Below are 25073 nucleotides of genomic sequence, written 5' to 3'. Positions count from 1 at the left end.
AAAACAAAGCAGGCCAAGAACCGGCCGCGGGACGGGAGATTTTAAATGAGCGCTGACCCTCAGGGCAATCGTCCGCTATCCGAAGAAGAACTGCAGGAACTGGTCGCATCCTCAGATGCGGGTGCGCGTGATCCAGCGGGCAACGTCGGGCTGTTCTTGGCCATCGTCGCGGCGATCTGGTCGATTTTCCAGGTCATTCTGGCCTCGCCCCTGTCGAACGTCATCCTGCCCGGCAGCATCGTCAATAACGCGCGTCAGTTCCACCTGGCTTTCGCGTTGTTTCTGGCCTTTGCGGCCTATCCCGCGCTGAAATCCAGCCCGCGCAACTACATTCCGATCCAGGACTGGATCATGGGCGTTCTTGGCGCTGGCGTGGCGCTTTATGGATATTTCTTCTACGACAAGATCGTGAATGCCGGCGGCCTGGCTGACGACGTGGACAAATGGGTCGCCCTGGGTGGTCTGCTGCTGCTGTTCGAGGCCGCGCGACGTGCGCTCGGCCCGGCAATGGCGATCATCGCGACGATATTCTTGGCCTATGTGTTCTTCGGCTCGTCCGAATGGGTTCCCGAAGTGATCCGCTGGAAAGGTGCCAGCCTGAAAAAAGCCATGAGCCACATGTGGATCACGTCCGAAGGCGTGTTCGGCATCGCCTTGGGTGTTTCGACCAAATTCGTGTTCCTGTTCGTTCTGTTCGGCGCGCTGCTGGACAAAGCCGGGGCGGGGAACTACTTCATTAAGATGGCGTTTGGCGCGTTGGGCCACCTGCGCGGAGGGCCGGCCAAGGCCGCCGTCGTCGGCTCGGCCGCAACCGGCCTGATTTCAGGCTCGTCCATCGCCAACGTCGTCACCACTGGCACCTTTACCATCCCGCTGATGAAACGCGTGGGGTTTTCGAGCGAACAGGCCGGCTCGGTCGAGGTTGCCAGTTCGGTCAACGGCCAGATCATGCCGCCCGTCATGGGGGCGGCCGCCTTCCTGATGGTGGAATACGTGGGCATCTCGTATGTCGAGGTGATCACTCACGCCTTCCTGCCGGCGGCGATTTCCTACATAGCGCTGGTCTATATCGTGCATCTCGAGGCCGTGAAGCGAAACATGCCCACCCTGGGCGACCGCGACGTACATCTGGCGCGCACGGTCGTGGGGATGCTGATGTTCTTCCTAGTGTTTGCGGGGCTGTGTTATGGCTCGCAATACCCGGTCGAAGCGGTCACCGCTTGGGCGCCGTCCAGCGCGGGGCTGATCCTCAGCCTAATCGTATGCGCGATCTATGTGGCCTTGGTCTATCTGGCCGCGCAGGTGCCTGACCTTGAGCCCGACGACCCGAACGCGACCGAAGTGAAGCTGCCGGTGATCTCCGAGATCTACAAGGCCGGCCTGCATTACCTCCTGCCGATCGTCGTTCTGGTGTATTTCCTGATGATCGAACAGAAATCGCCGGGTCTGTCGGCCTTCTGGGCGACGGCGCTGCTGTTCGTGATCCTGCTGACACAGAAACCGCTCAAGGCGATTTTCCGCGGGCAAAGCGATCTGGCGAATGCCTTTGTCGATGGGGTCGCCGATCTGTGGCAAGGCCTGATCGACGGTGCGCGCAACATGATCGGCATCGCGCTGGCCACGGCCACCGCGGGCGTGATCGTCGGCACCGTGACCCTGACTGGCGTGGGGCAGGTGATGGCCGATTTGGTCGAGTTCCTGTCCGGCGGCAACCTGATCCTGATGTTGGTCATGGTCGGGCTGCTGAGCCTGATCTTGGGCATGGGGCTGCCGACCACCGCGAACTATATCGTCGTCAGCTCGCTGATGGCGGGCGTTGTGGTGGAACTGGGCGCGCAAAGCGGCCTAATCGTGCCGTTGATCGCCGTGCATCTGTTCGTGTTCTACTTCGGTATCATGGCCGACGTAACGCCGCCCGTGGGCTTGGCCAGCTTTGCCGCGGCAGCCGTGTCGGGGGGCGACGCGATCAGGACCGGGTTCATCGCCTTCTTTTACAGCCTGCGCACCGTTGCGCTGCCTTTCGTGTTCATCTTCAACACCGACCTGCTGCTGATCGACGTCACCTGGGTCGAAGGGATCATAGTGGCCGTATTCGCCACGATTGCCATCCTCGTGTTCACAGCTGGCACGATGGGATATTTCCTGACCCACAATCGCATTTATGAAAGCGTCGCCCTGATCGCGATCGCCTTCGCGCTGTTCCGCCCGGATTTCTTCATGGATCGAATCTCGCCCTCGCATCTCGAGGTCGAGCCGGCCGGGTTCGTGCAGGCCGTGGGCGAGGCGGAGCCCGGCACGGAGGTGCGGGTGGTGGTCAGCGGGCCGGATTTCGACACCGGCAACTCGACCGAGACCACGGTCGTCGTCACCGTCGGGTCCGAAGCCGATGGCGCGGCGCGGGTCGAGGCCATGGGCTTTCTGCTGATCGAAGAGGACGGACTGGTTAAGATGGACGAACCGATGTTCGGCGCGCCCATCGCCGACAGTCTGGCCAATTTCGACTATTACGGCGACGAGCCGGTGCGCATCGCATCCGCCGATCTGCCGGTCAGCCAGCCGCCGAAACAGCTGATCTACATCCCGGCCATGTTGCTGCTGGGGTTGATCGCCTTCCTGCAACGCGGCCGTGCCGCCAGACAAGAGGTACCCGCATGAGCAAATCGGTTCTGTGCGCCGTAGACATCAGCAACGGCAAGATCGACGCCCCGGTCCTGAAAGAAGCGGTCAAACTTGCCGATCTGGACGGAGCGCAACTGGACGTGGTGACCGTATTACCGGATTTCGGTGAAAGCTGGGTGTCAGGATTCTTCAAGCCGGATTTCCACGAAAAAGCCACGCAAGAGGCCCATGACCAGTTGGTCGCCCTGTGCGAGGATGTGCTGGGCGCCGAGCGCAATGCCTCGATCCGGCATGTGGTGGCCACCGGCACGGCCTATCAAGAGATTCTAAAAACCGCCGAAAGCGCCGGCAGCGATTTGATCGTGATCGGTGCGCACAAGCCGGATTTCAAGGACTACCTGCTGGGGCCGAACGCCGCGCGGGTCGTGCGGCATTCGGATGTTTCGGTCTACGTCGTACGCTAGGGCGGCGATCCATACCCCGTCATTTCAAGGTAGCCGCGCCCGACGTGGCTGCCTGACACGGTGACCGGCCCCTCCCAATAGGCAAATCGGGTGCCCATCCAGGCGCCGGAGTTCAGGGCATTGACGCGAATATCGACCCCCTTGGCCGGCAGCGCTATCGCCCATTCGGTCGGGATGTCGCGCCCGTCCACCAAACTGGTCTGCACGGGCGTGAATCGGATCTGACCATCGGGCAGGGACTGGCTGGTGCCTTCGGCATCGATCCAGGTCGCGGCCGTGAAATCGCCCCGACCGCCGCGCAGCCGAAAGGCCATCATCTTGTCGCCCGTGTCGAATGTCAGCGAGAACCAGTCCCACCCGGACTGATCAGCAGCCAGCGGTTGCGAGGACCACTCGCGATCCAGCCAGCCTTCGCCGGTGACTTGCACATCGCGGTCGGGCAGGTGCAGTATCCCTGAAACCGCGTATCTGGGTTGCGAATAGTAATAGCTGGCTTGCCCCTCACCGGATTTGACCGAATACCCACCGTCGCCATGGAACACCAGGGGGCCTTCCGCCGCTAGGGTCAGGTCATAGCCGAAATTGGCCCCGTTGGCGCGCAGTGTCAGCGCGTCGATGGTGTCGCCGCGCATGTGCCATTCGTCGATCCAGGCCTCGAACGGGTTGGCTGTGACCCCGGCCTGCCCGATGCCGCCACGCGCCAGGCGTTCGGCAAAGAAGTGGGTGTCCGGTGTCGTCAGGCCGGCATGACCCATCCACAGCTGTGGACTCTGCCAGCCGCTCTCCTCGAATGGCCGCAGCGCCGAGCGGAACAGGGTCCACTGGATGCCATACTCCTGCCCGTCCGCGCCGGTCAGGTTGGCGGTCAGGTACCACCATTCGATGCGGAAGGTCGGGTGCGGGCCGTGATCGGCCGGGAAGTCGAAGCGATAGCCCGGCTGCGGGATTTCAAAGCCTTCGGCGCTGCTGCCCAGACCGGCAAAGCCTTGGGCAGATGCCGCAAAAGGGGCCAGCAGCAGAAAGACAAGCGCCTTAACGTTCATTGGCAAAAACCCTCAGCAGGTCGGCGGGTGGAACGCGGCGCAATCGCCACGCGGGCAGGGCGGCGGCCAGCAGGGCGGCGATGGCCGTCAGTACGAAAAGCTGCACCCAGGCCCAGGGAAACAGGAACATGGGCAGACGCCAGCCAAACGCCTGAACGTTGATGACCGACAGCAGGATCCAGGCAAGCACCAGCCCCAAGGGCAAGGCAAGGCAGGCGGTCAGGGCGGCCAGCAGCACGCTGCGCAACAGTTCCAATGCAGCCAGCCGAGGCCGGGTCAGCCCAAGCGCCCAGACCGGAGCGATCTGCGGCAAACGCTGTGTCCACAGTGTCAGCAGGCTGGTGAATATGGCGAATCCGGCGACGCCCAGCGTCAGCACGTTCAACGCCGAGGTCACGACGAACGTCTTTTCGAAGATCGCACGCGACTGCGCCTTGACGGTCGCTTGCGGCACCACGGCACCCGGGCCCAGGTCGAACCGCGCGCGCAAGGCATCGGCCAGAGGGGCAGCCTGAGTCGGGTCGATCCGTACGCCGAACCGGCGGTTTTCGGCCTCGGGCGCGATCTGATCGAACAGGTCCATGGCCACAATGGCCTGCCCAGTCGGATTGCCATAGTCGGAATAGACCCCCGTAATCGTCAATGTCTTGCCGGGCGCAAGGGGCAAGCGGTTGCCGGGCCACAGATCGGCGCGGCGGGCCAGTTGTTCGTTGATCAGAATACCCCCGCCTTGAAACAGCGTGTCCCAGACATCGGGGTCGCCGGCGACCAGCGGCCAGTGTTCGCGATAGGTCGGGTGATCGACGATGCCATACAGGAACAACGGCCCAGTTTCGTGGGACAGCTCGACGTTGCGGATCGGCAGAACCGCCTCGGCGCGCGGCTCAAGCCAGGCTTGGATCTGCCGGCCTTGATCCGAGTCCTCGGCCGTCACGTACAGTTCCGACACCAACCGCTGATCGAGCCAGCCAAGAAAGGTCAGCCGAAAGCTGGATACCATCGTGCCCACGCCGATACTCGCCGCCAGCGCCAGTAGCAACGCCATCAACGCCAGAGACAGCCCCGGTAACTGCGTCTGCATGTCCGCCCAGACCCATTGCGCCACCGGCTTTCTTGCGCGCCTGCCAAAGACGCGCAGGGCGGTCGACACAAGTATCGGCAGCAGCAGCGCGCTGCCGGTCAGGATGCCGCCCAACAGGACAAAGCCCGCCACCAGCCCGTCGAACAGGGAATACGCGGCAATTCCTGCCACACAGACAATCAGCCCGGTCAAGGCGCTGGCGCGGTGGCCGGTTCCGCCGCGCCACGCCTGTACGCCGGGCGCGGCCAGCAGAGGCAGCTTGGCCAGCCGCCACAACGCCTGTCCGCTGGCCAGAATCGTGCCGCCCACGGCCATCGCCAGCCCGGCGGCGGCCCATTCCGGCCGCAGGTGCAACTGCCCCTGGACCGGTGCGCCGTACAGACCGCGCAGGGTGGCGGCAACGTCGGGCAACAACGCGCCAGCCAGCAGATGCCCCAGAATCAGACCCAGCGTTCCGCCGATCAGGGCGATGACGACCAGTTCGGCCAGCATCAGCCGCGACAGTGTAGCCAGCGGCACCCCAAGCGCGCGCAGGGTCCGAACCATGCCGCGCCGCTGCGCGAAGGCCAGCCCGACCGTGCCATGAACGATGAACAGCCCCACCGCAAAGGACAACAGCCCGAAGGCCGAGAGGTTCAGGTGAAAACTGTCGGTCAGGCGCGCCGTGTCGACTCGGCTGTCCGGGCCCCGGCGGCGCAGGTTGGGCGCAACCTGATCCAGCGGCGATCGCGCACGGGGCTGGTCGGGCAGCACCACCAGGCGCGTCAGAATGCCCGACTGACCCAGAAGGGTTTCGGCGGTGCCGATATCCGTCAGTACCAGATCCGGCGGCAGCGACGTGCTGGTCAGGATCGGAGGCAGATCCGGCCGCTCAGAAAGCTGCGCAGCCAGATCGGGTGTGGCAAACAGCCGACCGGGCGCGGTCAGTACGGTTTCGGGGGCGGGTGGGTTCCCCTGCGGATCAGCCAGTGCAGGCAGGGCCGGGTAGGAGACCATGTCGACCCCCATCAGGCGCACGGATCGTCCGCCTGTGTCGATCCGGCCGTCCAGAACCGCGGCGACCTGCCAGCCCGAACGGCGCAGCGCGACGTAGGTTTCCAACGGGATGCGCCCCGAGGGATGGATCAACTCGTCCAGTTGCCCCAGCCCTAGTTGCGTATTGGCCCGGTCATAGCTGGCGCGCGCCTCGGCGTTTATGGCCTGAACGGCCGACCACAACCCGGTCGCCAGGGCGATTCCGGTCAGCAGGGTGGCCAATTGCACCCGGTGCCAGCGCCAATGCGACCACAGCGCCTGTAGGGCGGTGCCGATCATGCGATCCGGCCGTTGGTCAGATGGGCCTGCCTGTCCAAGCGAGCCGCGATGGCCTGGGAATGCGTGACGAGCAGCAACGCGGCGCCGGTTTCCGCAACCAGCGCCAGCATCAGATCCAGCACCGCGGCGCTGGCGGTTTCGTCCAGGTTGCCGGTGGGCTCATCAGCCAGCAGCAGCCGAGGCCGAACCGCCAGGGCGCGCCCGATGGCCACCCGTTGCTGCTGTCCGCCCGAGAGGCCTTCAGGATAACGCTCGGTCAGATCGGACAGCCCCAACCGCCGGATCAGATGCGCCTCCCACTCGGGATCGTGCCGGGCTGCCAGCCGCGCATGGAACGACAGGTTCTGCGCGACTGTCAGCGACGGGATCAGGTTGAACTGCTGGAACACCAGCGCCACATGCGTCCGGCGCAGCGCCGCGCGGTCGGCGTCGCCGAGCCGTGACAAGGCGGTGCCATCCAGAAGGATTTCACCGCTGTCGAACCGGTCTAGGGTGGCCGCGAGGTTCAGCAGCGTGCTCTTGCCGCTGCCGCTTTCGCCGGTCAGGGCGAGGGTCTGCCCCTGATCCAGAGACAGCGAAACACCGTTCAGAACCGGGCGCCCGCCGGGATAGGTTTTGTGGATATCGTGAAACTCCAGCAACATGTCAGGGCCTGTCATACTCCACCCCAGAATGTGCGGCACGCGGCGCCGGTGTCCAGTGCCCGAACTCCACGCGTTCATTTCGCCGCACGTGGACGTCCCTTGTGCCGGGCTCTTGATGCCGTCATTCTTCGAGTTCGGGGTTGGACAATTGCCGGAGTGAGACATGACATTGCTGCAACAGATCCTTTGGGGCAGCTTCTATCTGGGGCTGTGTTTCCTGATCGAGCTCGGGTTGCTGACCTGGTGCGTTTTGGTACTGCGCCGGCTGGACCAGAACTGGCAGAGCCGCAGCCGCATCCTGCGTACCGCCGGACCCATCGCCTTTTCCCTCGGTGTGATCGTCGCGGCGCACACGGTTCAGGTCTGGATCTGGGCGGTGGTCTGGGTTCTGGGTGACGTGTTGCCCGACTGGAACTCGGCGCTGTATTTTTCGTTGGTGACCTTCACCACGCTGGGCTACGGCGACATCGTTCTGGGGGAAGGGTTACGCATCTTCGGCGCTTTTGCATCCGTGACCGGGCTGCTGGCCTTTGGCCTGTCCACGGCCTTTCTGGTCGCGTTGATGACCCGGATGTTCGAAGAACACGTGAACCCCTAGAGGATAGGGGCGAACAGGCGGGCCAGCGGGGCCCCATGGCGGATATGCGGCGGCTGTTGGATCAGCCGGCGCGTCAACTCATAGCTGTTCTCGAAATCGGTGCGCAGCATGTCGGCCACTGCCTCGGCCGCGCGTTTGTCGAAGAACAGGGCCATCGCCTCGAAGTTCAGCCGGAACGAGCGGTTGTCGAGATTTGTGGTACCGACGGCCGCCAGCGTGTCATCGACCACGAAGGCCTTTTGATGCATGAACCCGTCGGTATAGCGCAGGACGCGCACGCCGCAGTCGCGAATCTCGTCGAAATAGGCGAAGGCCGCCAGCCAGGGCAGACGATGGTCGATCGCGTCGGGCAACAGGATGCGCACGTCCACGCCCCGCAGGGCGGCATTCTTCAGCGCGGACATGATGTCGATGTCGGGCACGAAATAGGGCGAGGCAATCCACACGCGGTCGGTCGCCGCGGCAATCGCGGCGAAGAACATCATCGCCCCGGTTTCCGTGTCGTCGCCGGGACCGGTCGCCACCAGCAGCGCGTTCATGTTCCGGTCGGATTCGCTGCCGGCCCAGTCCAGCAGATCGATCAGGTCTTCGCCGCGGGCCCAGTGCCAGTCCTCGGTGAAGATCAACTGCAACTGGCGCACGATATGGCCAGTCATCCGGATGTGGGTGTCGCGCCAGCGGCCGAATTCGGGATCCTGGCCAAGGTATTCGATGCCGACATTGTGGCCGCCGATGAATCCGATCTCGCCATCGACGATCACGGTCTTGCGGTGGTTGCGGTAATTCAGTTGGAACCTGAAATTCGGTCCGCGCTGGTCCCGTGGGTCGGCTACGTCCACCCCGGCCCGGCGCAGCTCTTCCAGATAGGCCGATGGCAGGCCATAGCTGCCGACCGCGTCGGTCATGAAGCGTACATGCACGCCACGGCTGGCCGCGTCGATCAGCTTTTCCTGAAGTTCGATCCCAAGCGCATCGTCGCGCACGATATAGAACTGGATCAGAACGTATTTTTGCGCCCGATCGATCGCGGCGAAGATCGCCTCAAACGTCGCCTGGCCATCTACCAGCAGGTCCATGCTGTTGCCACGGCAGACGGGCAGGTGGGCTAGGGCCTCGAACGGCCTGGGGTTGATCGAAAGGCCGGTGGGGTCGGGTTTGGCGGCGTCGGAAAAGGCGCGAATGCCTTCGACCACGCGTTCGCTTTCCTTGCGTGCGATGTGATAACCGCGAAACCGGTGATGGCCGAGAAACAGGTACAGCGGAACCGCCAGAAAGGGCGCCGAAAGCAGAAACACCGCCCACCCGACGGCCCCTTGCGGCGTGCGCGCCGTCTGCGCCGCCCGCACCGAGAAAAACACCGCGACGCAATAGACGGCAAAGACCGATAGCGAGGCGATGAATGTCCACATTGGGGGCAACCCTTCCGCGCTTCAGTTCGATCCGGTGAAAACCCGGGACCAGTCCTTGGCCATGTCCACGATAACTCAGCCCATTTCCGGGCCTTTGTCCAGACCGTCGACAAGGCGCCCGATGTGGCTGTCGCGGTCATATGCCCATTCCCGTTCGGCGTCGGTGTGGTGGATCAGAACCCCCATCCGCGGCCCGTCGCCGGCGGTGGTCCATTCGAGCATTGCGAAATCACCTTACGAGTTTCCGACAGCCATGATGGGGCGTTTGCCAATCGTGCGCTCGGTGTTGATGGGCTTGCCCTCGTTGTCGTCGATGAACGCCAGCGCGGGCGTCTTCATGATCGTGGGCGCGCCATCCACCAGTTCGTAAACGCGTTAGGCATAAGTTCCCAGAACCTGGTTGGGGGGTATCCCGTAGGCATCCTGGGTAAAGACGCGCATGAAATGTACCCCGCCACCCGAGACGATATAGGTCGTGAACCCTTCGTCGCGCAGGTCTCTGAGCAGCTCGACCATGGGCTGATAGGTCATCTGGTCATAAGCCAGCCCCGTTTGGGGATGGCGCACGGTCTGGAACCATTCGGCGACGGCTGGCTGGAACGCCTCGACGCTCAGGCGCGAATGCGTGGCGCTGACGACTTCGATCAGGGCGTCCTCTCCGCCCCTCAATGCGGTCTCGGCGTCGCCCCTGGCGGCGGCTTCCAACGTCGGCGTGCTCAGAATCGACGGGTCGTCGTGCGCCTTTTCAGCCAGTTTATCCATGACATAGATTAACTGGAAATAGACGGGCTGTTCCGCCCACAGCGTACCGTCATTGTCTAACACGGCCACACGGTCGGCGGGGATGACGTATTACTTGGTGCCCGGCGTAGTCACCGTATCGACGAAGGCGATGATCCGCTCTTTGCTGGGGCTATCGGTCCAACTGAGCAAGGGGTCGGCCGCAAGCCCTGCCGGCAGCGCAAGAAGGGCGACTGAAACAAGCTGTCGAAACACGAAATATCCTTTTATTGCAAAATAATGAGGGTCGCCGCTCAGGCCGGCGACCCTCGAGAGTAGAACCGACCTTTATCAGTTGTTGGTCGGCGTCAGCATCGTCTCGATCACCTGGTCCAAGCTGAAGCTAGCTGCTTCCTGCCGCGGCGGGAATTCCCGGAAGGTCGCCAGGAAATTCGCCACATATTGCTGAGCCGGCACCAGCAGATACACGCGGTCGATCATCCAGTCGTAATAGGTGTTCGAGGTCCGGTATCCGCGCTCATAGGGATCGCGCCGCAGGTTCACGATGATCGGCACCCGCAGTTCGGTCCAGGGTTCCATCCAGGCGCGCAGGGTGGCCCAGGCCTTCTGCTCCAGAAAGATCAACTTCCAGTCGCCGTAGCGCAGGGCGGTCAGGTCGCCGTCATCCGAGAAATAGAAGATTTCCTTGCGCGGGCTTTCGGTGGTTTCACCGGTCAACAGCGGCAGGATGTTGTAGCCGTCCAGATGTACCTTATAGTCGCGACCCATGGCCGGCGAACTGTAGCCCTGCTTCAGTTTTTCCTTGATCTCGGGATCTCCGGCCGCCGCCAGGTAGGTGGGCAGCCAGTCCATGTGATGCACGATCTCGTTGGTGACCGAGCCGGGTTCGATCTTGCCGGGCCAACGCACCATCGAGGGTACGCGCCAGCCGCCTTCCCAGTTGGTGTTCTTTTCACCCCAGAAGGGCGTGGACGCGGCATCAGGCCAGGTGTTGTAGTGCGGTCCGTTGTCCGTCGAGTAGTGGACGATCGTGTTGTCTGCGATGCCCAACTCGTCAAGCAGGTCGAGCAGCTGGCCCACATGAATGTCATGTTCGATCATGCCGGCCGAGTATTCGTCCATCACACGACCGGTCATGTCATTGGCCTGCTGGCGCATCTCGTCTTTGACGTGAGTGCGGAAGTGCATGCGCGTTCCGTTCCACCAGACATAGAAGGGCTGGCCCTGTTCGTGGGCACGCTTGATGAAGTCGATCGCCGCAGCCACGGTTTCGTCATCCACGGTTTCCATCCGCTTCTTGGTCAGCGGTCCGGTATCTTCGATGGTTCCGTCGGCCTTGGACTTTATGACGCCACGCGGGCCAAAGGCTTCGCGGAAGGTCCGGCCATCGGGTAGAACCGCATCGCCCGGATAGTCCTCGTTCTCGGGTTCCTCTTCCGCGTTCAGGTGGTACAGGTTGCCGAAAAATTCGTCAAATCCGTGGTTTGTCGGAAGATGTTCATCTTTGTCGCCCAAGTGGTTCTTGCCGAATTGACCGGTGGCATAGCCGTGGTCCTTCAACAGACCAGCAATGGTCGGATCTTCGACCTGCATACCAAGATCCGCACCCGGCAGGCCGACCTTCGACAGCCCTGTGCGGAACACTGACTGACCCATGATGTAGGACGACCGGCCTGCGGTACAGGATTGCTCGCCATAATAATCAGTGAAGATCATGCCTTCATTCGCAACCCGGTCAATATTCGGCGTGCGATACCCCATCATACCCATGGTATAGGCCGAGATGTTCGACTGACCGATGTCGTCGCCCCAGATGACCAGAATGTTCGGTTTCTGATCCTGTGCCCAAGCCGGTGCGGCCAGCGCGAGGGACACCGTGGCCACGGCCAGTCGCCGCAACCCTCTGCGCCATAAATGCGTTAAATTTCCTTGTGATGACATCTTTTTCTCCTTATGTGGTCAGGCAAAAACGGCCTTGCAGGAAAGTCAAAAGGGGGAAAATACGCCCCCCGATCCGTCAATCATTCAACACGCCCTTTCCAGGTCAGGCGGTTCGGCAAAAAGGGGAATCAAGACAAGCCCCTCTAGGCAATTGAAAACTATCACAAAGACCAATCCAAAAATACTTATGTTAGAAGATAGTTCCCAAGGTTTCGGCTCCAATAAGGTTGACGTAGGGTAAGAGGGTGGCAACCGCGTCAGGGATTGAGCTGAGGCAAGCCGGATTGAGAGTGACGCCGCGGGCGGGCGATACGGTCAAGACAATCGCGGACCTTGCGCCAGTTTTCCGGTTGGAGATTACCTCTTCCATATCTGGACGCTCCGATTTCGGCCAGAGACGCCTCGAATTCAGCAGTGTCTGGTGGGTCGGCCAGCCGCCGTTTCCAGTCTTCCAACGTCTGATAAACGCGGGCGATGTCTTGTTGGCGCACAGCTTTTTTGAGTTCCGAAAATGCATGCGCGGCTGAGGCCAGCCTGCTTTGTCTGGCGGCTTCCAAATGTACATTGAAAACCGGATATAGTTTGCGGAAAACAAGCCATAATATTGCGGCCCCAATGGTGAAATAGCCGATCAGACGTATCACCGTTTCCCGGTCCGGAGGTTGCCACGGCGGCGGCGCAAGAACGAGGTCGACGGGATCGGCGCGCGCAGTTTCGATCTTGTTGGTCTTGAGGTTGAACCAATCGATCTCGACAGCCGGCAATTGGGTCTGTCCGCCGTCCTGGGCCACATAGGTCACGCGGTCGGTACGTTGGCCGGACAGGACGCCCCGGTCTTCGGTTTCCGACAATCGGGGTTCATTGGGATAGGCTCGCAACAACGGGTCCTCGATCTCGGGTAACAAAGGCGGGATCATGATCGGGGTCGTTCCGGTGATTTTGGCCGTGATGGTGCGGGTCAGTGCGTCTCCGGTTTGAAGGCTGGTATCGCCCTCAATCTCCTGAGACAGTTCGAACCCGTCAGCGATTATCAGGGGATCCAGTCCTCGGGCTGCGTCAGGAACCTCGACTGTCAGGCGAACGGCGGGCAGGGGAACTGAGACCTGAACGGGATCGTTGGTTTCGGGATCGGCATAGGTCACCTGAACCGCGGCCGCTGCAAATTCATACGTACCGGAGACCAACGGATACAGCCGATAGCTGCGCTGAACCCCAGACCATGTCTCGCCCTCAACGCTCTCGCTGACCGGCCCCGAAGCGCGATCGGGCAAGCGCACCAGAAGATTTTCCTGTTCAAGCGATGGAAAGACCGGTGGATTTGGCATGTAGGTCGGCACCAGCACCTTCAGGCGAACGATGGCGGGTTGGCCGACGATTGTCGGATCCGGAGGCACTTCGATCGTGACGCGGGGCTGGATGTCTGTTGCTTGCGCCAAAGCCTGGGCGGGGCACAGAAGAAGCATCAAGAACGCGAGGTACTTCATTGGGAACGCTCCTGAATTTCTAGAACAAACCGGCTGCGCAGGAAGTCCTGCATGTCGGTGTCGATGGCACTGATCCACTGGTCGGCCGACAGGGTCGCGGCGTCCCCGGTCTCGGCCGGTTGCGTGGTGTCTGCGCCCAGACCGGCTTCGTTGTCGAACACTATGTCGTCAGCCCCGATGCCCGACGCTTCGCCGGTGTCGGATTGCTCACGGGTGGATTCGACCTCGGCCAGAATGGCTTTGGCGACGGCCAGGTTGTACGCGGCCTCTGGCCAATCCGGGCGGCGCTCCAGCGTGGTTTCAAAGGCCGCGATGGCCGGACGATACTGTCGATTTCGGATGCGGGCCATGCCTTCGGCAAACGCCGCTTCGGGCGTGGAAAGCTGGGTAAAGGTCTCAGACGCTTCCGCATATTGCCCGGCTTTCAACTGGGCGTAGCCTCGGTGATACGGACCCTGAAACAGCATGCTGGCGGTGGCGTAGTTCTTCCGGTTCATGGCGATCTGGCCCTGCTGGTCCGGGGTCAGGAACCAGTCCCGCCAACCGTCTGCGCGCGCGCCGGTCGGCGGCAGAAACAGCAATGCCACAAATCCCCAGCGAATGACCCAGCCACGTCTGAACCACAGCAGTGTGATCAAGGCGACGGGCCAGGCTAAAATCCAAGCACGGTCCTGCCAGTCAACGCGATCGTCCTCGCCCAGGGCCGCGGAAAAACTGCGGGTGATACCGCGGTTCAGCCGGGTGATGTCGCGGTCATCTCCCGAGAACGGAACGATCGTGGCATTGCGCAGGCCGTCCAGTTGCGGAATCTGGCGACCATTCGGAAGCATCGTCAGGAAAAACAATGGGATATCAGATTGTCCCAATGCGGAAACCTGCTGCGGATCGACATCGTCGAGTACAAAGAGAACCGCACTTGTGCCCATCTGATCGCCCAGAATGTCCTGCGCCAGCGTCAGCGCGTCACCGGCGGCATCGCCCGCGACCGGCATGACCGCCGGGGTTAACCCTTCGAGCAAGGGGCGCAGGATGTTGGCGTCTTCGGTCAGCGGCGCGACCCGGTGTGCGGATCCGGCATAGGCGATCAGGGCGGTGGGCGCACCTGCGCGGGTGTTGATCAGATCGGTAATCTTCAACTTGGCACGGTCCAGCCTTGACGGCGCGAGGTCGGCCGACTCCATGCTGTCGGTGACTTTGAGCGCGATCACCAGCGGCGCGGTGTCCGCAATCAGAGGGTTCGGCGCCCGTGACCATGTCGGCCCTGCTACGGCAAGGGTCAGAAGACTGGCGGCGAGCATTGCGAGGTCCAGCGGACCGACCCGACGTTGATCCTCGGCCCCCAGACGTAGTGCCTTCGCCAAGTGGGGCGCGATGCCCGCAGGCAGTTCCGAACTGCCGGATCTGCGCGGCCGGGTCAGCCACCAGACAGCGGCAATAGGCAGCAACAGCAACAGCCAGTAGGGGCGCAGGAAATGAAACTGGGCCAGAGCGTCGATCATGCCGCGCGCCTCCGACCCTGTGAAAGGCGAAAGCCCAGGGTGCTGGCGAGGATGAGGAGGAGCGCTGCCGCCAGCGGATAATGTGCAAGGCTGATCCTCGGGCGGTAGCTTTGGGTTTCCACCACGCGGGGGTTCTGGGCGTCGATCTGCTGGTAGACCTCTGTCAGGGCGGCCTCATCATCAGCAAAGAAATACTGGCCTTGGGTTTTGTTGGCGATGTCCTTCAGCGCGTCCAGATCGACCCGGTCTTCGCCCGTGGCAGCCGGGTCGCCGACGCCGATCGTATAGATCACGACACCCTTGTCCGCCGCAATCGACGAGGCATTGACCGGCGTCATGCGGCTTGAGGTGTCGGCACCGTCCGACAGCACGATCATCAGGCGTTGGTCCACCTCGCTCGACTCGAAGGTGCGGATGCCCAGCCCGATCGCATCGCCCAGCGCCGTGTTCGGACCCGCCATGCCGACGGCGGTCTGGTCCAGAAAACCGTTGAGGCTTTGCAAATCCTCGGTGAACGGAGCCTGAACGAAAGCGCGGGTGCCGAAGATAATCAGCGCCATCCGGTCGCCGTTGCGCCCGGCGATGAAGGCACGCAGAACGTCCTTTACGGCCTCCAGCCGCTGCTTGGGCGTGCCGTCTTCTGCCTTGAAATCGCGCTGGTCCATCGAACCCGAGATGTCCACCGCCAGCACCACGTCACGGGCGGATTTCTCGACGACGATCGGGTCGCCCAACCGTTCGGGCCGGGCCATTGCCAGAACCAGCAGCACCCATATCAGGATCACCAGCCCGGATTGCATCCGCGTGCGTCTCAGGGTTACCGAGCCAGACTGCGGCTCGGCCCCGGCAGCCTGGGCGACGTGGCGAAAGAACGGGATGCGAATGGCATCGACCCGTTGCCGGTGCGGCGGAGCAAGGAAATAGACCAGTGCCGGCAGTGGCAGCAGAAGAAACACCCAAGGCGCGGCGAAACTGAACATCACGCCGCCCCCTTGGACCGATGCGACTTGATCCAGTGCCGCGCCAGTTCAGCGGCATCCGGCTCTGAGATCCCCTTGCGGTAGGGGGCGGCTGCCAGGTTGCCGAGGGCAGAGGCTGAAAACCCCGACAGGTCAGCGGTTTGGCCCAGAAAATTCATCCAGTTTTCACCGGTCAAACCGGCGACCTGAGACCGGGGAAAGGCGGCAAGGGCGGCACGGCGAACGATCTCGGCGGCTTTGGCCGGGTCATTCTGACACCGGTCCAATTCCTTTAGCGCAAGCCGCCGATAGGCATTTGCCCGCCGGTGCCGCCAGATCGTCACGAGGATCAGACCAACCACGAGCAACAGCGCCACCGCCAGAACAACCCAGCCCCAGGTCTGCGGCACCATAGAAATCGGAGCCGGCTCGGGCGCCGGTTTCAGCATGTCCAGCAGTTCGACCAGCGATTTGCCTTCGGTGTCCGGGGTCATGACCGCCCCCCTTGGTGGCCGAACAGCCGGAGTATCTGGGCCAATGCGGGCTCGGCCGTGGTCAGCGGGACGATCGGAAACCCGTATCGGCGCGACCAGGATTGCAGCTGTGCCAACCTCTGCTCCATCGCCCTTGTCACGCGGTCCGACATTTGTCTGTCAGACGCGTCCAGTTCGATCTGCTGGTCGCCGTCCGAGACCGTCAGCCGCAGCTCGGGCGGCATGTGGCGCGAGATCGGGTCGGAAATGTCGAACAGGATCAGATCATTGGAATGGGCCAGGCGGCGCAGCAGCCGTTCGGACCCATCGGTCAGGCCGTCAAAGTCCGAGAACACACAGACCAAGGCATTGGTTTGTGCGATGCGCGCAGCCTGTTGCAGCACCTGGTTCAGCGAGACCGTGGTCTGTGGGCGCAGCCCGGCATTCAGGCTGCAATTGAGTGCGCCGAGCGAGGACAGAAACCGCCGCAAAGCCGCCGGGCGGCGCTGCGGTCGATGTTCGGCCAGGTCGGTATCACCGAACACGATACCGCCGACGCGATCGCCCTGTGCCAAAACCCGATGGGCGGCGATGGCCGCGGCCTCGGCCGCCACCACCGATTTCATGTAGACTTTTGCGCCGAAGAACATCGAAACCCGCTGATCCACTAGCAGCAGCGCCGGGCGGTCACGCTCTTCGGTGTAGACGCGCACATGTGGCTCGCCCGTTCGGGCCGTCACTTTCCAGTCGATCGTGCGGATGTCGTCTCCGGGCAGATAGGTGCGCAGTTCCTCGAAATTCAGGCCGCGCCCGCGCAGGCGTGAGGCATGGCGGCCGTTCAGCACCGAACGGGCCGGCTGCCGGGGCAGAAGGCTGAGCGCGCCGGTGCGCCCGCCGAGGCTCAGCAGGTGGCGGGCATCGACGTGGATGCGTGGGTCGCGGGATGTCGCTGCGGTCGGGGACACGCGGCTCTCCTTTGTTACGATCAGGGCAGGGCGACGAGCTTCAGGATCTCGTCGATCACGTCATCGGCGGTCTTGGCGTCGCCCTGCGCTTCGAAACTCAGCGTGATACGGTGGCGGAACACGTCATGGGCAATGGCACGGATGTCGGCCGGGTCGACATAATCGCGCCCGTTCATCCAGGCATGGGCCCGGCCGCACTTGTCCAGCGCCAGCGATGCCCGCGGACTGGCGCCGATCTCGATCCACGCGGCGAAGTCATCGCTGAGCGCGGACGGCGTCCGGGTCGCCTGAACAAGATCGGCCATGTACCGATCCATCGCATCCGAGACATGGATTTGCCCGATCTGCTGCCGGGCGGCAAAAACGGCATCTTGCGGGATTGGTGACGGTTTCTCGGCAGTGGTCCCGGAATTGGCGGCGGTGTCCTCGCCGCGGACCAGACGGATCACCAGCACCTCGTCCTCGACCGGGGGGTAGGTGATCTTTACATGCATCAGGAACCGGTCCATCTGCGCCTCGGGCAGCGGATAGGTTCCTTCCTGTTCGATCGGGTTCTGGGTGGCCATCACGATGAACAGCGGCTCCATCTTGTGGGTGGTGCCGGACACGGTGACCTGCCGTTCCTCCATCGCCTCAAGCAGCGCGGCCTGAACCTTGGCCGGAGCGCGGTTGATCTCGTCCGCCAGGACGATATTGGCGAAGATCGGGCCGGGCTCGAACCGGAAGGTGCCGCCTGCTTCGGTCTGGGTATAGACCTCGGTCCCTGTGACGTCGGACGGCAACAGGTCGGGCGTGAACTGGATGCGGCTGAATTCGGCATCAAGATTGCGGGCCATCGCCTTTACTGCACGAGTTTTAGCGAGGCCGGGCAAACCTTCGATCAGCAGGTTCCCGTTGGCCAGCAGGCCGATCAGAAGGCGGTCGATGACCTGTGTCTGTCCGATGATCGATCGGGCCATCCGGGCTTTCAGATCGTTGATTTGGTCAAGCGGTGTCATGGCGGTCCAATCGTCAGAAACGGTCAATCATGCGTTTGCGCCGGACCCGGTGGATCATTCGGCCAAGCCATTGCAATATTTGAACGCTAACAGCGCATTGATGGCCGATCCACCCCCGATTTCAGGGCGTTCAGCCGTGATCATTGACGTCGTCGGCCAGACGTCCATCCAGCGACATCAAAACGGCTACGGGGCGCAGGGCCGGTATGTGGCTGAAGATGATCAGAATGCACACAGTCAACGGAACGCTGAGAAACGCGCCGATCAGCCCCCAGACCGTGGTCCAGAAGGTCAGCGCCAGAATCACCAAAAAGGTTGACATGTTCAGCGAACGGCCCAGCAGGGCCGGATCCAGGAAGTTGCCGATCAGGAATTGGATCGTGCCGCACCCGAACACGATCACCAGGAAGGGGCCGAGCGTTTCGAACTGAACCAGGGCGATCATCGCCGGAAAGACAACCGCGATGATCGAGCCGATCGACGGGATGAAGTTCAGCGCAAAGGTCAGAACGGCCCAGGTTTCCGCGTATTCCAGCCCCAGAGCCCGAAAGATGGCATAGCTGATCCCGGCCGTGACAAGGCTGATGAAGGTCTTGACCCCGACATAGCGCTGCAGACTGAAGGTTATCGCATCCAGAACCGTGGAAAGGTCGCCCCCGGTGACGGGATTTCCGGCCGCGATCTTCAGCTTTTTGCGGAAGGCCAGCCGCTCGGCCATCAGGAAGGCGACATACAGGCTGATCAGGAAAAACTGGTTCAGCATCGAGGTGGCGCTGCCCAGCAGAACCCGCGCGACCGAGGCCATGTCCATGCTGATCAGATTGTCGCGCACAAAGGCGGTCACATCGTTCCCGACCAGGCCGGTCACGCGGTTGATAACGCCGTCGAGCTGGTTTTCGTAGTCGCCCGCGGTCCGTGCGAACTGCGTGGCCTGACTGCCCAGGATGTAGGTGATCATGAACAGGCCGGCCAGAACCACCGTGACGGCAGCCAGATTTGCCAGCCACACCGGCGCGCGGGTCAGAGCGATCACACGGTCGCTGAGCGCTATGATCAGCACGTTGATCAACAGTGCCATGGTCAGCGGAACCAGAAAACTTGCACCTGCGTAAAGCCCCAGCACCACTAGGGTCAGCACGATGGTGACGTCGCGAACGACACTCAACCTCAGCGGTGTGCGGGTCGGCGGAGCGGATTTCGTCATTCGGGCCTCGGCTGTTCCAGCGCGAGCTGGGTGCAACGGTATTGTCCAATGGCGATCCTGCACGGACGGCAGGCTTTGTGCAATCGGGCCAGACAGTTATTCGGAAAATTCTCGTGCAATTGACGCATTGGCCGGTTCTTTCGTCGTGAGTTGCAGGCTAGGGTTTCCAAATGACACATGTCCTGATTCCCGTTTTGGGCCGTTTCGTTCGGGCGCTTTGGCTGGCCGTCCGGCGCTTCGACGACAAGAACGGGTTCGTCATGAGCAGCCATGTCGCCATGTCTCTGATGCTGGCGCTGTTTCCCTTTGCCCTGTTCACCGTGTCTCTGGCCGGCCTGCTGTCGCAGGACTATGTCACCGACGAGATGATCGGCCTGATTTTCGGCGTCTGGCCCAAGGACGTGGCCGAGCCGATCGTGGCCGAACTTCGCGCGGTTTTGAACGGGGCAGGGTCGGGAACGATCACCTTGGGTGCAGTGCTTGCCGTCTATTTCGCGTCGAACGGAGTAGTAGCCGTTCGGGCGGCCATCAATCAGGCCTATCACGACACCGACAGCTGGCCGTTCTGGAAAACGCGCCTGTTCTGTCTGGGGCTGGTCATTCTCGGTGGCGCCGCGATTTTGATCGTTGCGGCGGTTGAACTGCTGTTGCCGATCTATTCCCGCCTGATGTCCGAGAAGACGTCAGTGAATGTCGCTGACTGGTTGTCGGTCGAACGCCTGCGGTGGACCTTCGCCGTGGCGGTCCCGGCACTGACGGTGCTGCTGGCCCATCTGGTTCTGCCGGTCGGCCGGCATTCGCTGCGCCAGATCCTTCCTGGCGTGCTGTTGACGCTGGGTTTGTGGCTGGCCGGCGGGCTGGCGTTCTCGCTCTATATCGGTCAGTTCGCAAGCTACAGCGCCACCTATGCGGGGCTGGCCGGCGCCATGGCCGCATTGATCTTTCTGTATCTGAGCGCGGCCATCATGATCTTTGGCGCCGAATTCAACGGTGCGCTGATGGATATCGACAATCAGGACGAGGTCGGAAACGTATGACGATTTGGCCGCACGCCGCATGGGCATCCGCAATCTCCTTGGCAAGCATCCTGCTTGCCGGGCCAACGGTGGCGCAGGACTATGTCGGCTCGGAAGCCTGCCGGGATTGCCATGACGAACAAGTGCGAGCGTGGATCGGGTCCCATCACGCCAAGGCCTGGACCGCGCCCACGCCTGAAAACGTGGTGGCCGATTTCGACGGCACGACATTCGCGGACAACGGCATGGCAGTCGAGTTCCGACAGGAAGATGGCGTCTACATCGCAGACGTGACCGAGCAGGACGGCCAAACGCGGACATACAGGGTCCACTCCGTCGTGGGCATCGAGCCGTTGCAGCAATATCTGTTCGAAACCGAACCCGGCCGTTTGCAGAGCTTCGACGTGGTCTGGGACACGGTGGAAAAACGCTGGTACCACCTCTACCCGGATCAGGATCTGCCCCCGGACGACGGGTTGCACTGGACGGGCTCCTACAAGACCTGGAACGCCCGCTGCGCTGAATGTCACGCGACCGAGTTCAAGAAGAACTTTGACGTGCAGACGCAGAGCTATGCCTCGACTCAGTCCGAGATCGGCGTGGGGTGCGAGGCCTGCCACGGTCCGGGCTCGGCCCATCTGGAGTGGGCCCGTGGCCAGACCATGCCTGCTGGGCTGGACGCGTTCGGGTTTTCGATGCGCTGGGGCAGGGGGGACACCGAGGCCGAGATTCAGCAATGCGCCTCCTGCCATTCCCGCCGCGAGGCGTTCGCGGATGGAAATCCGCTGCCGGGCATACCGTTCCACGATGCCTACAATCTGGCCCTTCTGCGTCCCGGTCTTTACCAGCCCGATGGCCAGATCATGGACGAGGTCTATGTCTACGGCTCGTTTCTGCAATCAAAGATGTACGCGAAGGGCGTTGGCTGTCTGAATTGCCACGAGGCGCACGGCGCAACCTTGAAGGCCGAGGGCAACGCCGTCTGCACGCAGTGCCATTCCCCGGTGGGCAATCCCGATTTTCCGACCCTGCGCAAGGCGCTGTACGACGATCCCGCGCACCATCGCCACACGCCTGGGGGCGAGGGGGCGCAATGCAAAAGCTGCCACATGATCGAGCGGGTCTACATGGGTGTCGATGGCAGGCGCGACCACAGTTTCCGTGTGCCGCGCCCCGATCTGGGCCTGGGCGCGGACGCCTGTACCGATTGCCACAGCGATCGGGATCAACCTTGGGCCGCGGCCACGATCGACGCGTGGTACCCGGACCCGGCCCACCGCCGGCCGCATTTCGGCACGGTCTTCGCGCCGGCCTTTTCCGGTCAGGGCGCCGACCCCAAAGCTCTGATGGCGATCGCGCTGGACGTGGATCAGCCGGGCATCGTGCGGGCCACCGCGGCCTATCTGCTGCAACAGCATGGGTCTGCGGATCTGGCGGCGACCACTGCCGGTCTGCTGGCGGATGCCGACCCGCTGGTGCGGGCCAATGCGGTTCCGCTGCAACGGTCCGCCGACCTGCCAGACCGGATCGACCGGCTGTCCCCGTTGCTGTCCGACTCGGTCCGGTCCGTCCGGCTGTCGGCCGCCAAGGAATTCCTGACCGTACCCGGGCAGGCGCTGACCCCGTTGCAGCGCACCAACGCGCGCGAATCCATGGCTGATTGGCGGCGCACTTTGTCGAACCGGCTGGACTTCCCCGAAACGCATCTGGTCCTGGGTGGCATGGCGCTGACGCTGCGCAACGCGCCGGCGGCCGAACAGGCCTTTCGTCAGGTGGTGACCCTGGATCCCCAGCGCGAAGAGGCCTGGCCGATGCTGGTCCAACTGGCGCAGATCAATCGCGGCGTCGAGGCCGCGCGCGCCGTTCTGCGCGAGGGGCTGAAGGTTCTGCCCGACAGCGCGGCGCTTGGGGCGCTGGCCGATCAACTGGGCCGCTGACCCGGCACCGAACTTCCCCGATCCTGCCATCTTGACGGCAGATTTCCGACCTATCCCTTCGCCGAGGGCAAAAGGCCCGTTTGGTGATGGGTGTACCATGCTGCATTCGACATTCCCGCCCACGAGGTCCGAGAAAGCCGCGATGCCACGCGACCCGGCGCTGGTTCAACGGATCGAATCCCTGCGCAGCCGTCCCGTCGTCTATCTCGGACATGGCGACGCGTTGATGCTGCTGGGGTTGGCTACCGCATCCCTGCGGGAACAGCAGTTCGCGGGCGCAAAAACCGCGGAAGACATTTAAGCTCAGCCCCGGAACCCGGTGGCGACCACGAATTTCTCGGAACTGTCCGACCGAGACGCCGGCGGCTTGACGTTCGCGACCTTCTCGAACTTCTGTTTCAGCAGTTTCTGCAGGTCGCCCTCGGCCCCGCCTGCCAGAACCTTGGCGACAAAGGTGCCGCCCTGTTCCAGAACGTCGAAGGCGAAATAGGCGGCGGTTTCACACAGGGCGATAATGCGCAGGTGGTCGGTTTGCTTGTGCCCCGACGACGCAGCGGCCATGTCCGACATGACCACGTCGGCCTTGCCGCCCAGCCAGGCTTTGACCTTCTCGTCAGCGTCGTCTTCCATGAAGTCCAACTGATGGATCTCGGCACCGGCGATGGGTTCGACCTCTTGCAGGTCGATGCCCAGAACGGTGCCGATCCGCTTGCCCGATTTCTCGCCCAGCGCGTTCACGCGTTTGACCGCGACCTGGCACCAGCCCCCCGGCGCACAGCCCAGATCGACGACCCGCGCGCCCGGCACCAGGAACCGGTATTTGTCGTCTAGCTCCATGATCTTGTAGGCCGCGCGCCCGCGATACCCCTCGGCCTGCGCCCGTTTCACATAGGGGTCGTTCAGCTGCCGCTGCAACCAACGGGTCGAGCTGAGCTTGCGCCCGCGTGCGGTCTTGACCTTGACCTTCAGGTCACGCTGCCCGCGCCCCGAGGTGTTTTTGCCGGTTGGTGTCTTCGCCATCAGAACGGTCCGTCTTCCAATACCCCGTCCGCGCTCATCTGGGCATAGAGCAGACCCTCGCGCAGCCCCCGATCCGCAACCGAAAGGCGGTCGGTGGGCCAGCAGCGCAGCAGCGCCTGCAAAATGGCCGAGCCGGACATGATCAGGGCCTGCCGGTCCTCGCCGATGCGCGGATCGCGGCGCCGACCCTGAGGGCCGAGTTCTAGATAGCCGCGTATCACCTTGTCAATCTGATCACTGGTCATGCGCAGCCCGTCCACCTTGGTGCGGTCATAACGCTTCAACCCCAGATGCGAGGCCGCTACAGTCGTGACTGTGCCGCTGGTGCCGACGATCTGGAACCCCTCGCGGGCCTGTTCATCCTTGTAGGGGGCGAAATCGGCCAGGTTTTCTTCGAAGAACCAGCTCATCAGCGCGAACCGGGCGGCGTCGTCCTCGACATCGTGGAATTGGTCGCGCAGGGTGGCCACGCCCAGCGGCACGCTGATCCAGTCCACCACCTTGGCCGCAGGAAAGGGGCTGTCGGCGGTGTGGAACCCGTTGTGCAACCGCATGATCGCCGATGGCCGGTCGCGCCGCGGCACCGAGGACAGGTCGATCCAGACCAGCTCGGTCGAGCCGCCGCCGATATCGACCACCAGCAGCTGCTCGGTCTTGGTGCTGACCAGCGGCGCGCATGAAATCACGGCCAGGCGCGCCTCTTCCTCGGGTTGGATGATCTCCAAGGTCAGGCCGGTTTCGCGTTTCACCTGCCGGATGAAGTCGCGCGCGTTTCGGGCGCGACGGCAGGCTTCGGTCGCCACCAGCCGCATGCGCTTGACCTTGTTGCGCTTCAGCTTCTGCTGGCAGATGCGCAAGGCTTGAATGGTGCGCGCCATAGAGGACCGCGACAGACGTCCGGTCCGTTCAAGCCCCGAGCCCAGTTGCACGGACTTCGAGAAGCTGTCCACCACATGGAACCCGCTGCCCTTGGGCTGGGCGATCAACATGCGGCAGCTATTTGTTCCCAGATCCAGCGCCGCATACAGCGCATCTGGATCGGGTCTTGCCGGCGCGGGGCTTTCGACCACTTTCGGGAACGCGCCCGCACCTTTGGGACGCTTGGGCGCCATCGTCACGCCCTCCGATTTACGAGTTACCCCGACATTAGGTTGCGGGCGTCCGACGTGCAAGATGCTCATTAAGGTCATGAGGATTTTGATGCCCCTCGGCACTGGAGAGACGACCCGAGGCGCTGTATCCCAAGGGGGCGAAAAGGTCGCTGGAACAGCGCCGGGTGTCGAAATCCGACCGACCCGGCCCCACATTGCCGTTTAGAACCGGACCATCTGGTTAGGAGGAATCACGATCAATGCCTGACGTCACCATCGTATACTGGCGCGACATTCCCGCTCAGGTCATCGTCGGCAAGGGCCGGCGCGGGGCCAAGCGGCAATTGTCGGAACGGTTCGAACAGGCCATCGACCGCGCCGCCATGAAGGTGAACGCCAAGGACAGCGACGCCTACCTGGCCGAGTGGCGCAAGGCCGAGCCGTTCGAGGTTGAGGGCGACCCGGCCGAGATCGCCGAGGCCCAGGCGCTGCGCCTGGAAACGGAATACGATCAGGATCGCCTCAAGGCCCTGATCGGAAATGACGGTTGGGCATGAGCCCCAGATCTTTATG

At 62.8% G+C, this 25073-nt stretch carries 24 protein-coding genes; 7 read left to right on the top strand and 17 right to left on the bottom strand.

Features of this window, described 5'->3' with window-relative positions; translation table 11 throughout:
- Positions 1-45: 45 nt before the first annotated feature.
- Complete coding sequence (locus AC2FNS_RS00420) at positions 46-2655, top strand: TRAP transporter permease (protein WP_496712009.1); 2610 nt, start codon at positions 46-48, stop codon at positions 2653-2655.
- Positions 2652-3083: a universal stress protein gene (locus tag AC2FNS_RS00415; protein WP_496678252.1), complete on the top strand. Its 432-nt coding sequence runs from the start codon at positions 2652-2654 to the stop codon at positions 3081-3083. Before AC2FNS_RS00420 ends, AC2FNS_RS00415 begins: the two co-directional genes overlap by 4 nt.
- On the opposite strand, the gene AC2FNS_RS00410 is transcribed toward AC2FNS_RS00415, so the two are convergent.
- From AC2FNS_RS00410 to AC2FNS_RS00400, 3 genes are read right to left on the bottom strand one after another with little or no spacing between them, the layout of a single operon-like run.
- Positions 3080-4126, bottom strand: a complete 1047-nt coding sequence (locus tag AC2FNS_RS00410; protein ID WP_496712010.1) for a lipocalin-like domain-containing protein — start codon at positions 4124-4126, stop codon at positions 3080-3082. The two genes, AC2FNS_RS00415 and AC2FNS_RS00410, sit on opposite strands and share 4 nt — an antisense overlap.
- The gene (locus AC2FNS_RS00405) at positions 4116-6521 is read right to left on the bottom strand and encodes an ABC transporter permease (RefSeq protein WP_496803742.1); all 2406 of its coding nucleotides are present in this window, start codon (positions 6519-6521) and stop codon (positions 4116-4118) included. Before AC2FNS_RS00405 ends, AC2FNS_RS00410 begins: the two co-directional genes overlap by 11 nt.
- On the bottom strand, positions 6518-7165 hold the full coding sequence (locus tag AC2FNS_RS00400) for an ABC transporter ATP-binding protein (RefSeq protein ID WP_496712065.1): 648 nt from the start codon (positions 7163-7165) through the stop codon (positions 6518-6520). Before AC2FNS_RS00400 ends, AC2FNS_RS00405 begins: the two co-directional genes overlap by 4 nt.
- A gap of 163 nt (positions 7166-7328) precedes the next feature.
- Here AC2FNS_RS00400 and AC2FNS_RS00395 point away from each other — a divergent pair, with 163 nt between their 5' ends.
- The gene (locus AC2FNS_RS00395; protein ID WP_496712013.1) at positions 7329-7763 is read left to right on the top strand and encodes a potassium channel family protein; all 435 of its coding nucleotides are present in this window, start codon (positions 7329-7331) and stop codon (positions 7761-7763) included.
- Here the strand turns inward: AC2FNS_RS00395 and cls are convergent.
- From cls to AC2FNS_RS00335, 12 genes are all read right to left on the bottom strand, one after another.
- Complete coding sequence (gene cls / locus AC2FNS_RS00390) at positions 7760-9172, bottom strand: cardiolipin synthase (RefSeq protein WP_496712014.1); 1413 nt, start codon at positions 9170-9172, stop codon at positions 7760-7762. The genes AC2FNS_RS00395 and cls overlap by 4 nt on opposite strands.
- Positions 9173-9247: 75 nt before the next feature.
- Positions 9248-9394 carry a hypothetical protein gene (locus tag AC2FNS_RS00385; RefSeq protein WP_496689024.1) on the bottom strand — a complete coding sequence of 49 codons (147 nt, stop codon included), beginning with the start codon at positions 9392-9394 and terminating at the stop codon, positions 9248-9250.
- 153 nt (positions 9395-9547) lie between these two features.
- Positions 9548-9997, bottom strand: coding sequence for a haloacid dehalogenase-like hydrolase (locus tag AC2FNS_RS00380; protein WP_496712016.1), 450 nt, complete (start codon positions 9995-9997; stop codon positions 9548-9550).
- Between the two features lie 27 nt (positions 9998-10024).
- The gene (locus AC2FNS_RS00375) at positions 10025-10168 is read right to left on the bottom strand and encodes a hypothetical protein (protein WP_496712018.1); all 144 of its coding nucleotides are present in this window, start codon (positions 10166-10168) and stop codon (positions 10025-10027) included.
- Positions 10169-10243: 75 nt separating this feature from the next.
- A complete protein-coding gene (locus AC2FNS_RS00370) occupies positions 10244-11854 on the bottom strand; it encodes an arylsulfatase (protein WP_496712020.1) in 1611 nt (536 codons plus the stop codon).
- Between the two features lie 257 nt (positions 11855-12111).
- Positions 12112-13338, bottom strand: a complete 1227-nt coding sequence (locus AC2FNS_RS00365) for a hypothetical protein (RefSeq protein ID WP_496797477.1) — start codon at positions 13336-13338, stop codon at positions 12112-12114.
- Complete coding sequence (locus AC2FNS_RS00360; protein WP_496712022.1) at positions 13335-14837, bottom strand: vWA domain-containing protein; 1503 nt, start codon at positions 14835-14837, stop codon at positions 13335-13337. The genes AC2FNS_RS00365 and AC2FNS_RS00360 overlap by 4 nt, the downstream gene beginning before the upstream one ends.
- Entirely contained in the window at positions 14834-15817 is a 984-nt protein-coding gene (locus AC2FNS_RS00355; RefSeq protein WP_496712024.1) for a vWA domain-containing protein, read from the bottom strand. The genes AC2FNS_RS00360 and AC2FNS_RS00355 overlap by 4 nt, the downstream gene beginning before the upstream one ends.
- Positions 15817-16290, bottom strand: a complete 474-nt coding sequence (locus AC2FNS_RS00350; RefSeq protein ID WP_496712025.1) for a DUF4381 domain-containing protein — start codon at positions 16288-16290, stop codon at positions 15817-15819. Before AC2FNS_RS00350 ends, AC2FNS_RS00355 begins: the two co-directional genes overlap by 1 nt.
- Positions 16287-17234, bottom strand: a complete 948-nt coding sequence (locus tag AC2FNS_RS00345; RefSeq protein WP_496712027.1) for a DUF58 domain-containing protein — start codon at positions 17232-17234, stop codon at positions 16287-16289. The genes AC2FNS_RS00350 and AC2FNS_RS00345 overlap by 4 nt, the downstream gene beginning before the upstream one ends.
- 20 nt (positions 17235-17254) lie before the next feature.
- Positions 17255-18232, bottom strand: coding sequence for an AAA family ATPase (locus tag AC2FNS_RS00340; RefSeq protein WP_496712028.1), 978 nt, complete (start codon positions 18230-18232; stop codon positions 17255-17257).
- Positions 18233-18362: 130 nt separating this feature from the next.
- On the bottom strand, positions 18363-19436 hold the full coding sequence (locus AC2FNS_RS00335; RefSeq protein WP_496712029.1) for an AI-2E family transporter: 1074 nt from the start codon (positions 19434-19436) through the stop codon (positions 18363-18365).
- A 170-nt stretch (positions 19437-19606) separates the two neighbouring features.
- Between AC2FNS_RS00335 and AC2FNS_RS00330 the strand changes: the two genes are divergently transcribed.
- The 3 genes from AC2FNS_RS00330 to AC2FNS_RS00320 all read left to right on the top strand — a co-directional run bounded on the left by AC2FNS_RS00330 (position 19607) and on the right by AC2FNS_RS00320 (position 22690).
- Positions 19607-20473, top strand: a complete 867-nt coding sequence (locus AC2FNS_RS00330) for a YihY/virulence factor BrkB family protein (protein ID WP_496712031.1) — start codon at positions 19607-19609, stop codon at positions 20471-20473.
- Entirely contained in the window at positions 20470-22389 is a 1920-nt protein-coding gene (locus AC2FNS_RS00325; protein WP_496797476.1) for a multiheme c-type cytochrome, read from the top strand. The genes AC2FNS_RS00330 and AC2FNS_RS00325 overlap by 4 nt, the downstream gene beginning before the upstream one ends.
- A gap of 97 nt (positions 22390-22486) precedes the next feature.
- Positions 22487-22690 carry a hypothetical protein gene (locus AC2FNS_RS00320; protein WP_496678283.1) on the top strand — a complete coding sequence of 68 codons (204 nt, stop codon included), beginning with the start codon at positions 22487-22489 and terminating at the stop codon, positions 22688-22690.
- Positions 22691-22692: 2 nt separating this feature from the next.
- Here AC2FNS_RS00320 and AC2FNS_RS00315 read toward each other — a convergent pair whose 3' ends face one another.
- Positions 22693-23409, bottom strand: a complete 717-nt coding sequence (locus tag AC2FNS_RS00315; RefSeq protein ID WP_149774381.1) for an RlmE family RNA methyltransferase — start codon at positions 23407-23409, stop codon at positions 22693-22695.
- On the bottom strand, positions 23409-24521 hold the full coding sequence (locus tag AC2FNS_RS00310; protein WP_149774380.1) for a Ppx/GppA phosphatase family protein: 1113 nt from the start codon (positions 24519-24521) through the stop codon (positions 23409-23411). The genes AC2FNS_RS00315 and AC2FNS_RS00310 overlap by 1 nt, the downstream gene beginning before the upstream one ends.
- Positions 24522-24760: 239 nt before the next feature.
- On the opposite strand from AC2FNS_RS00310, the gene AC2FNS_RS00305 reads away from it, so the two are divergent.
- The gene (locus AC2FNS_RS00305) at positions 24761-25057 is read left to right on the top strand and encodes a virulence factor (RefSeq protein WP_490360414.1); all 297 of its coding nucleotides are present in this window, start codon (positions 24761-24763) and stop codon (positions 25055-25057) included.
- Positions 25058-25073: the final 16 nt, after the last annotated feature.

The organism is Ruegeria sp. BHSA191 (genome assembly GCF_059613325.1).
This window is presented reverse-complemented; position numbering and strand designations above follow the sequence as displayed.

Excerpts from the sequence above, each read along its gene's own strand:
- AC2FNS_RS00320 (WP_496678283.1), top strand. The coding sequence starts at position 22,487 with ATGCTGCATTCGACATTCCCGCCCACGAGGTCCGAGAAAGCCGCGATG.
- AC2FNS_RS00325 (WP_496797476.1), top strand. The coding sequence starts at position 20,470 with ATGACGATTTGGCCGCACGCCGCATGGGCATCCGCAATCTCCTTGGCA.
- AC2FNS_RS00405 (WP_496803742.1), bottom strand. The coding sequence starts at position 6,521 with ATGATCGGCACCGCCCTACAGGCGCTGTGGTCGCATTGGCGCTGGCAC.
- AC2FNS_RS00315 (WP_149774381.1), bottom strand. The coding sequence starts at position 23,409 with ATGGCGAAGACACCAACCGGCAAAAACACCTCGGGGCGCGGGCAGCGT.
- AC2FNS_RS00420 (WP_496712009.1), top strand. The coding sequence starts at position 46 with ATGAGCGCTGACCCTCAGGGCAATCGTCCGCTATCCGAAGAAGAACTG.
- AC2FNS_RS00385 (WP_496689024.1), bottom strand. The coding sequence starts at position 9,394 with ATGCTCGAATGGACCACCGCCGGCGACGGGCCGCGGATGGGGGTTCTG.
- AC2FNS_RS00410 (WP_496712010.1), bottom strand. The coding sequence starts at position 4,126 with ATGAACGTTAAGGCGCTTGTCTTTCTGCTGCTGGCCCCTTTTGCGGCA.
- AC2FNS_RS00340 (WP_496712028.1), bottom strand. The coding sequence starts at position 18,232 with ATGACACCGCTTGACCAAATCAACGATCTGAAAGCCCGGATGGCCCGA.
- AC2FNS_RS00395 (WP_496712013.1), top strand. The coding sequence starts at position 7,329 with ATGACATTGCTGCAACAGATCCTTTGGGGCAGCTTCTATCTGGGGCTG.
- AC2FNS_RS00310 (WP_149774380.1), bottom strand. The coding sequence starts at position 24,521 with ATGGCGCCCAAGCGTCCCAAAGGTGCGGGCGCGTTCCCGAAAGTGGTC.
- AC2FNS_RS00355 (WP_496712024.1), bottom strand. The coding sequence starts at position 15,817 with ATGTTCAGTTTCGCCGCGCCTTGGGTGTTTCTTCTGCTGCCACTGCCG.
- AC2FNS_RS00400 (WP_496712065.1), bottom strand. The coding sequence starts at position 7,165 with ATGTTGCTGGAGTTTCACGATATCCACAAAACCTATCCCGGCGGGCGC.
- AC2FNS_RS00330 (WP_496712031.1), top strand. The coding sequence starts at position 19,607 with ATGACACATGTCCTGATTCCCGTTTTGGGCCGTTTCGTTCGGGCGCTT.
- AC2FNS_RS00305 (WP_490360414.1), top strand. The coding sequence starts at position 24,761 with ATGCCTGACGTCACCATCGTATACTGGCGCGACATTCCCGCTCAGGTC.
- AC2FNS_RS00360 (WP_496712022.1), bottom strand. The coding sequence starts at position 14,837 with ATGATCGACGCTCTGGCCCAGTTTCATTTCCTGCGCCCCTACTGGCTG.
- cls (WP_496712014.1), bottom strand. The coding sequence starts at position 9,172 with ATGTGGACATTCATCGCCTCGCTATCGGTCTTTGCCGTCTATTGCGTC.
- AC2FNS_RS00415 (WP_496678252.1), top strand. The coding sequence starts at position 2,652 with ATGAGCAAATCGGTTCTGTGCGCCGTAGACATCAGCAACGGCAAGATC.
- AC2FNS_RS00350 (WP_496712025.1), bottom strand. The coding sequence starts at position 16,290 with ATGACCCCGGACACCGAAGGCAAATCGCTGGTCGAACTGCTGGACATG.
- AC2FNS_RS00370 (WP_496712020.1), bottom strand. The coding sequence starts at position 11,854 with ATGTCATCACAAGGAAATTTAACGCATTTATGGCGCAGAGGGTTGCGG.
- AC2FNS_RS00365 (WP_496797477.1), bottom strand. The coding sequence starts at position 13,338 with ATGAAGTACCTCGCGTTCTTGATGCTTCTTCTGTGCCCCGCCCAGGCT.
- AC2FNS_RS00335 (WP_496712029.1), bottom strand. The coding sequence starts at position 19,436 with ATGACGAAATCCGCTCCGCCGACCCGCACACCGCTGAGGTTGAGTGTC.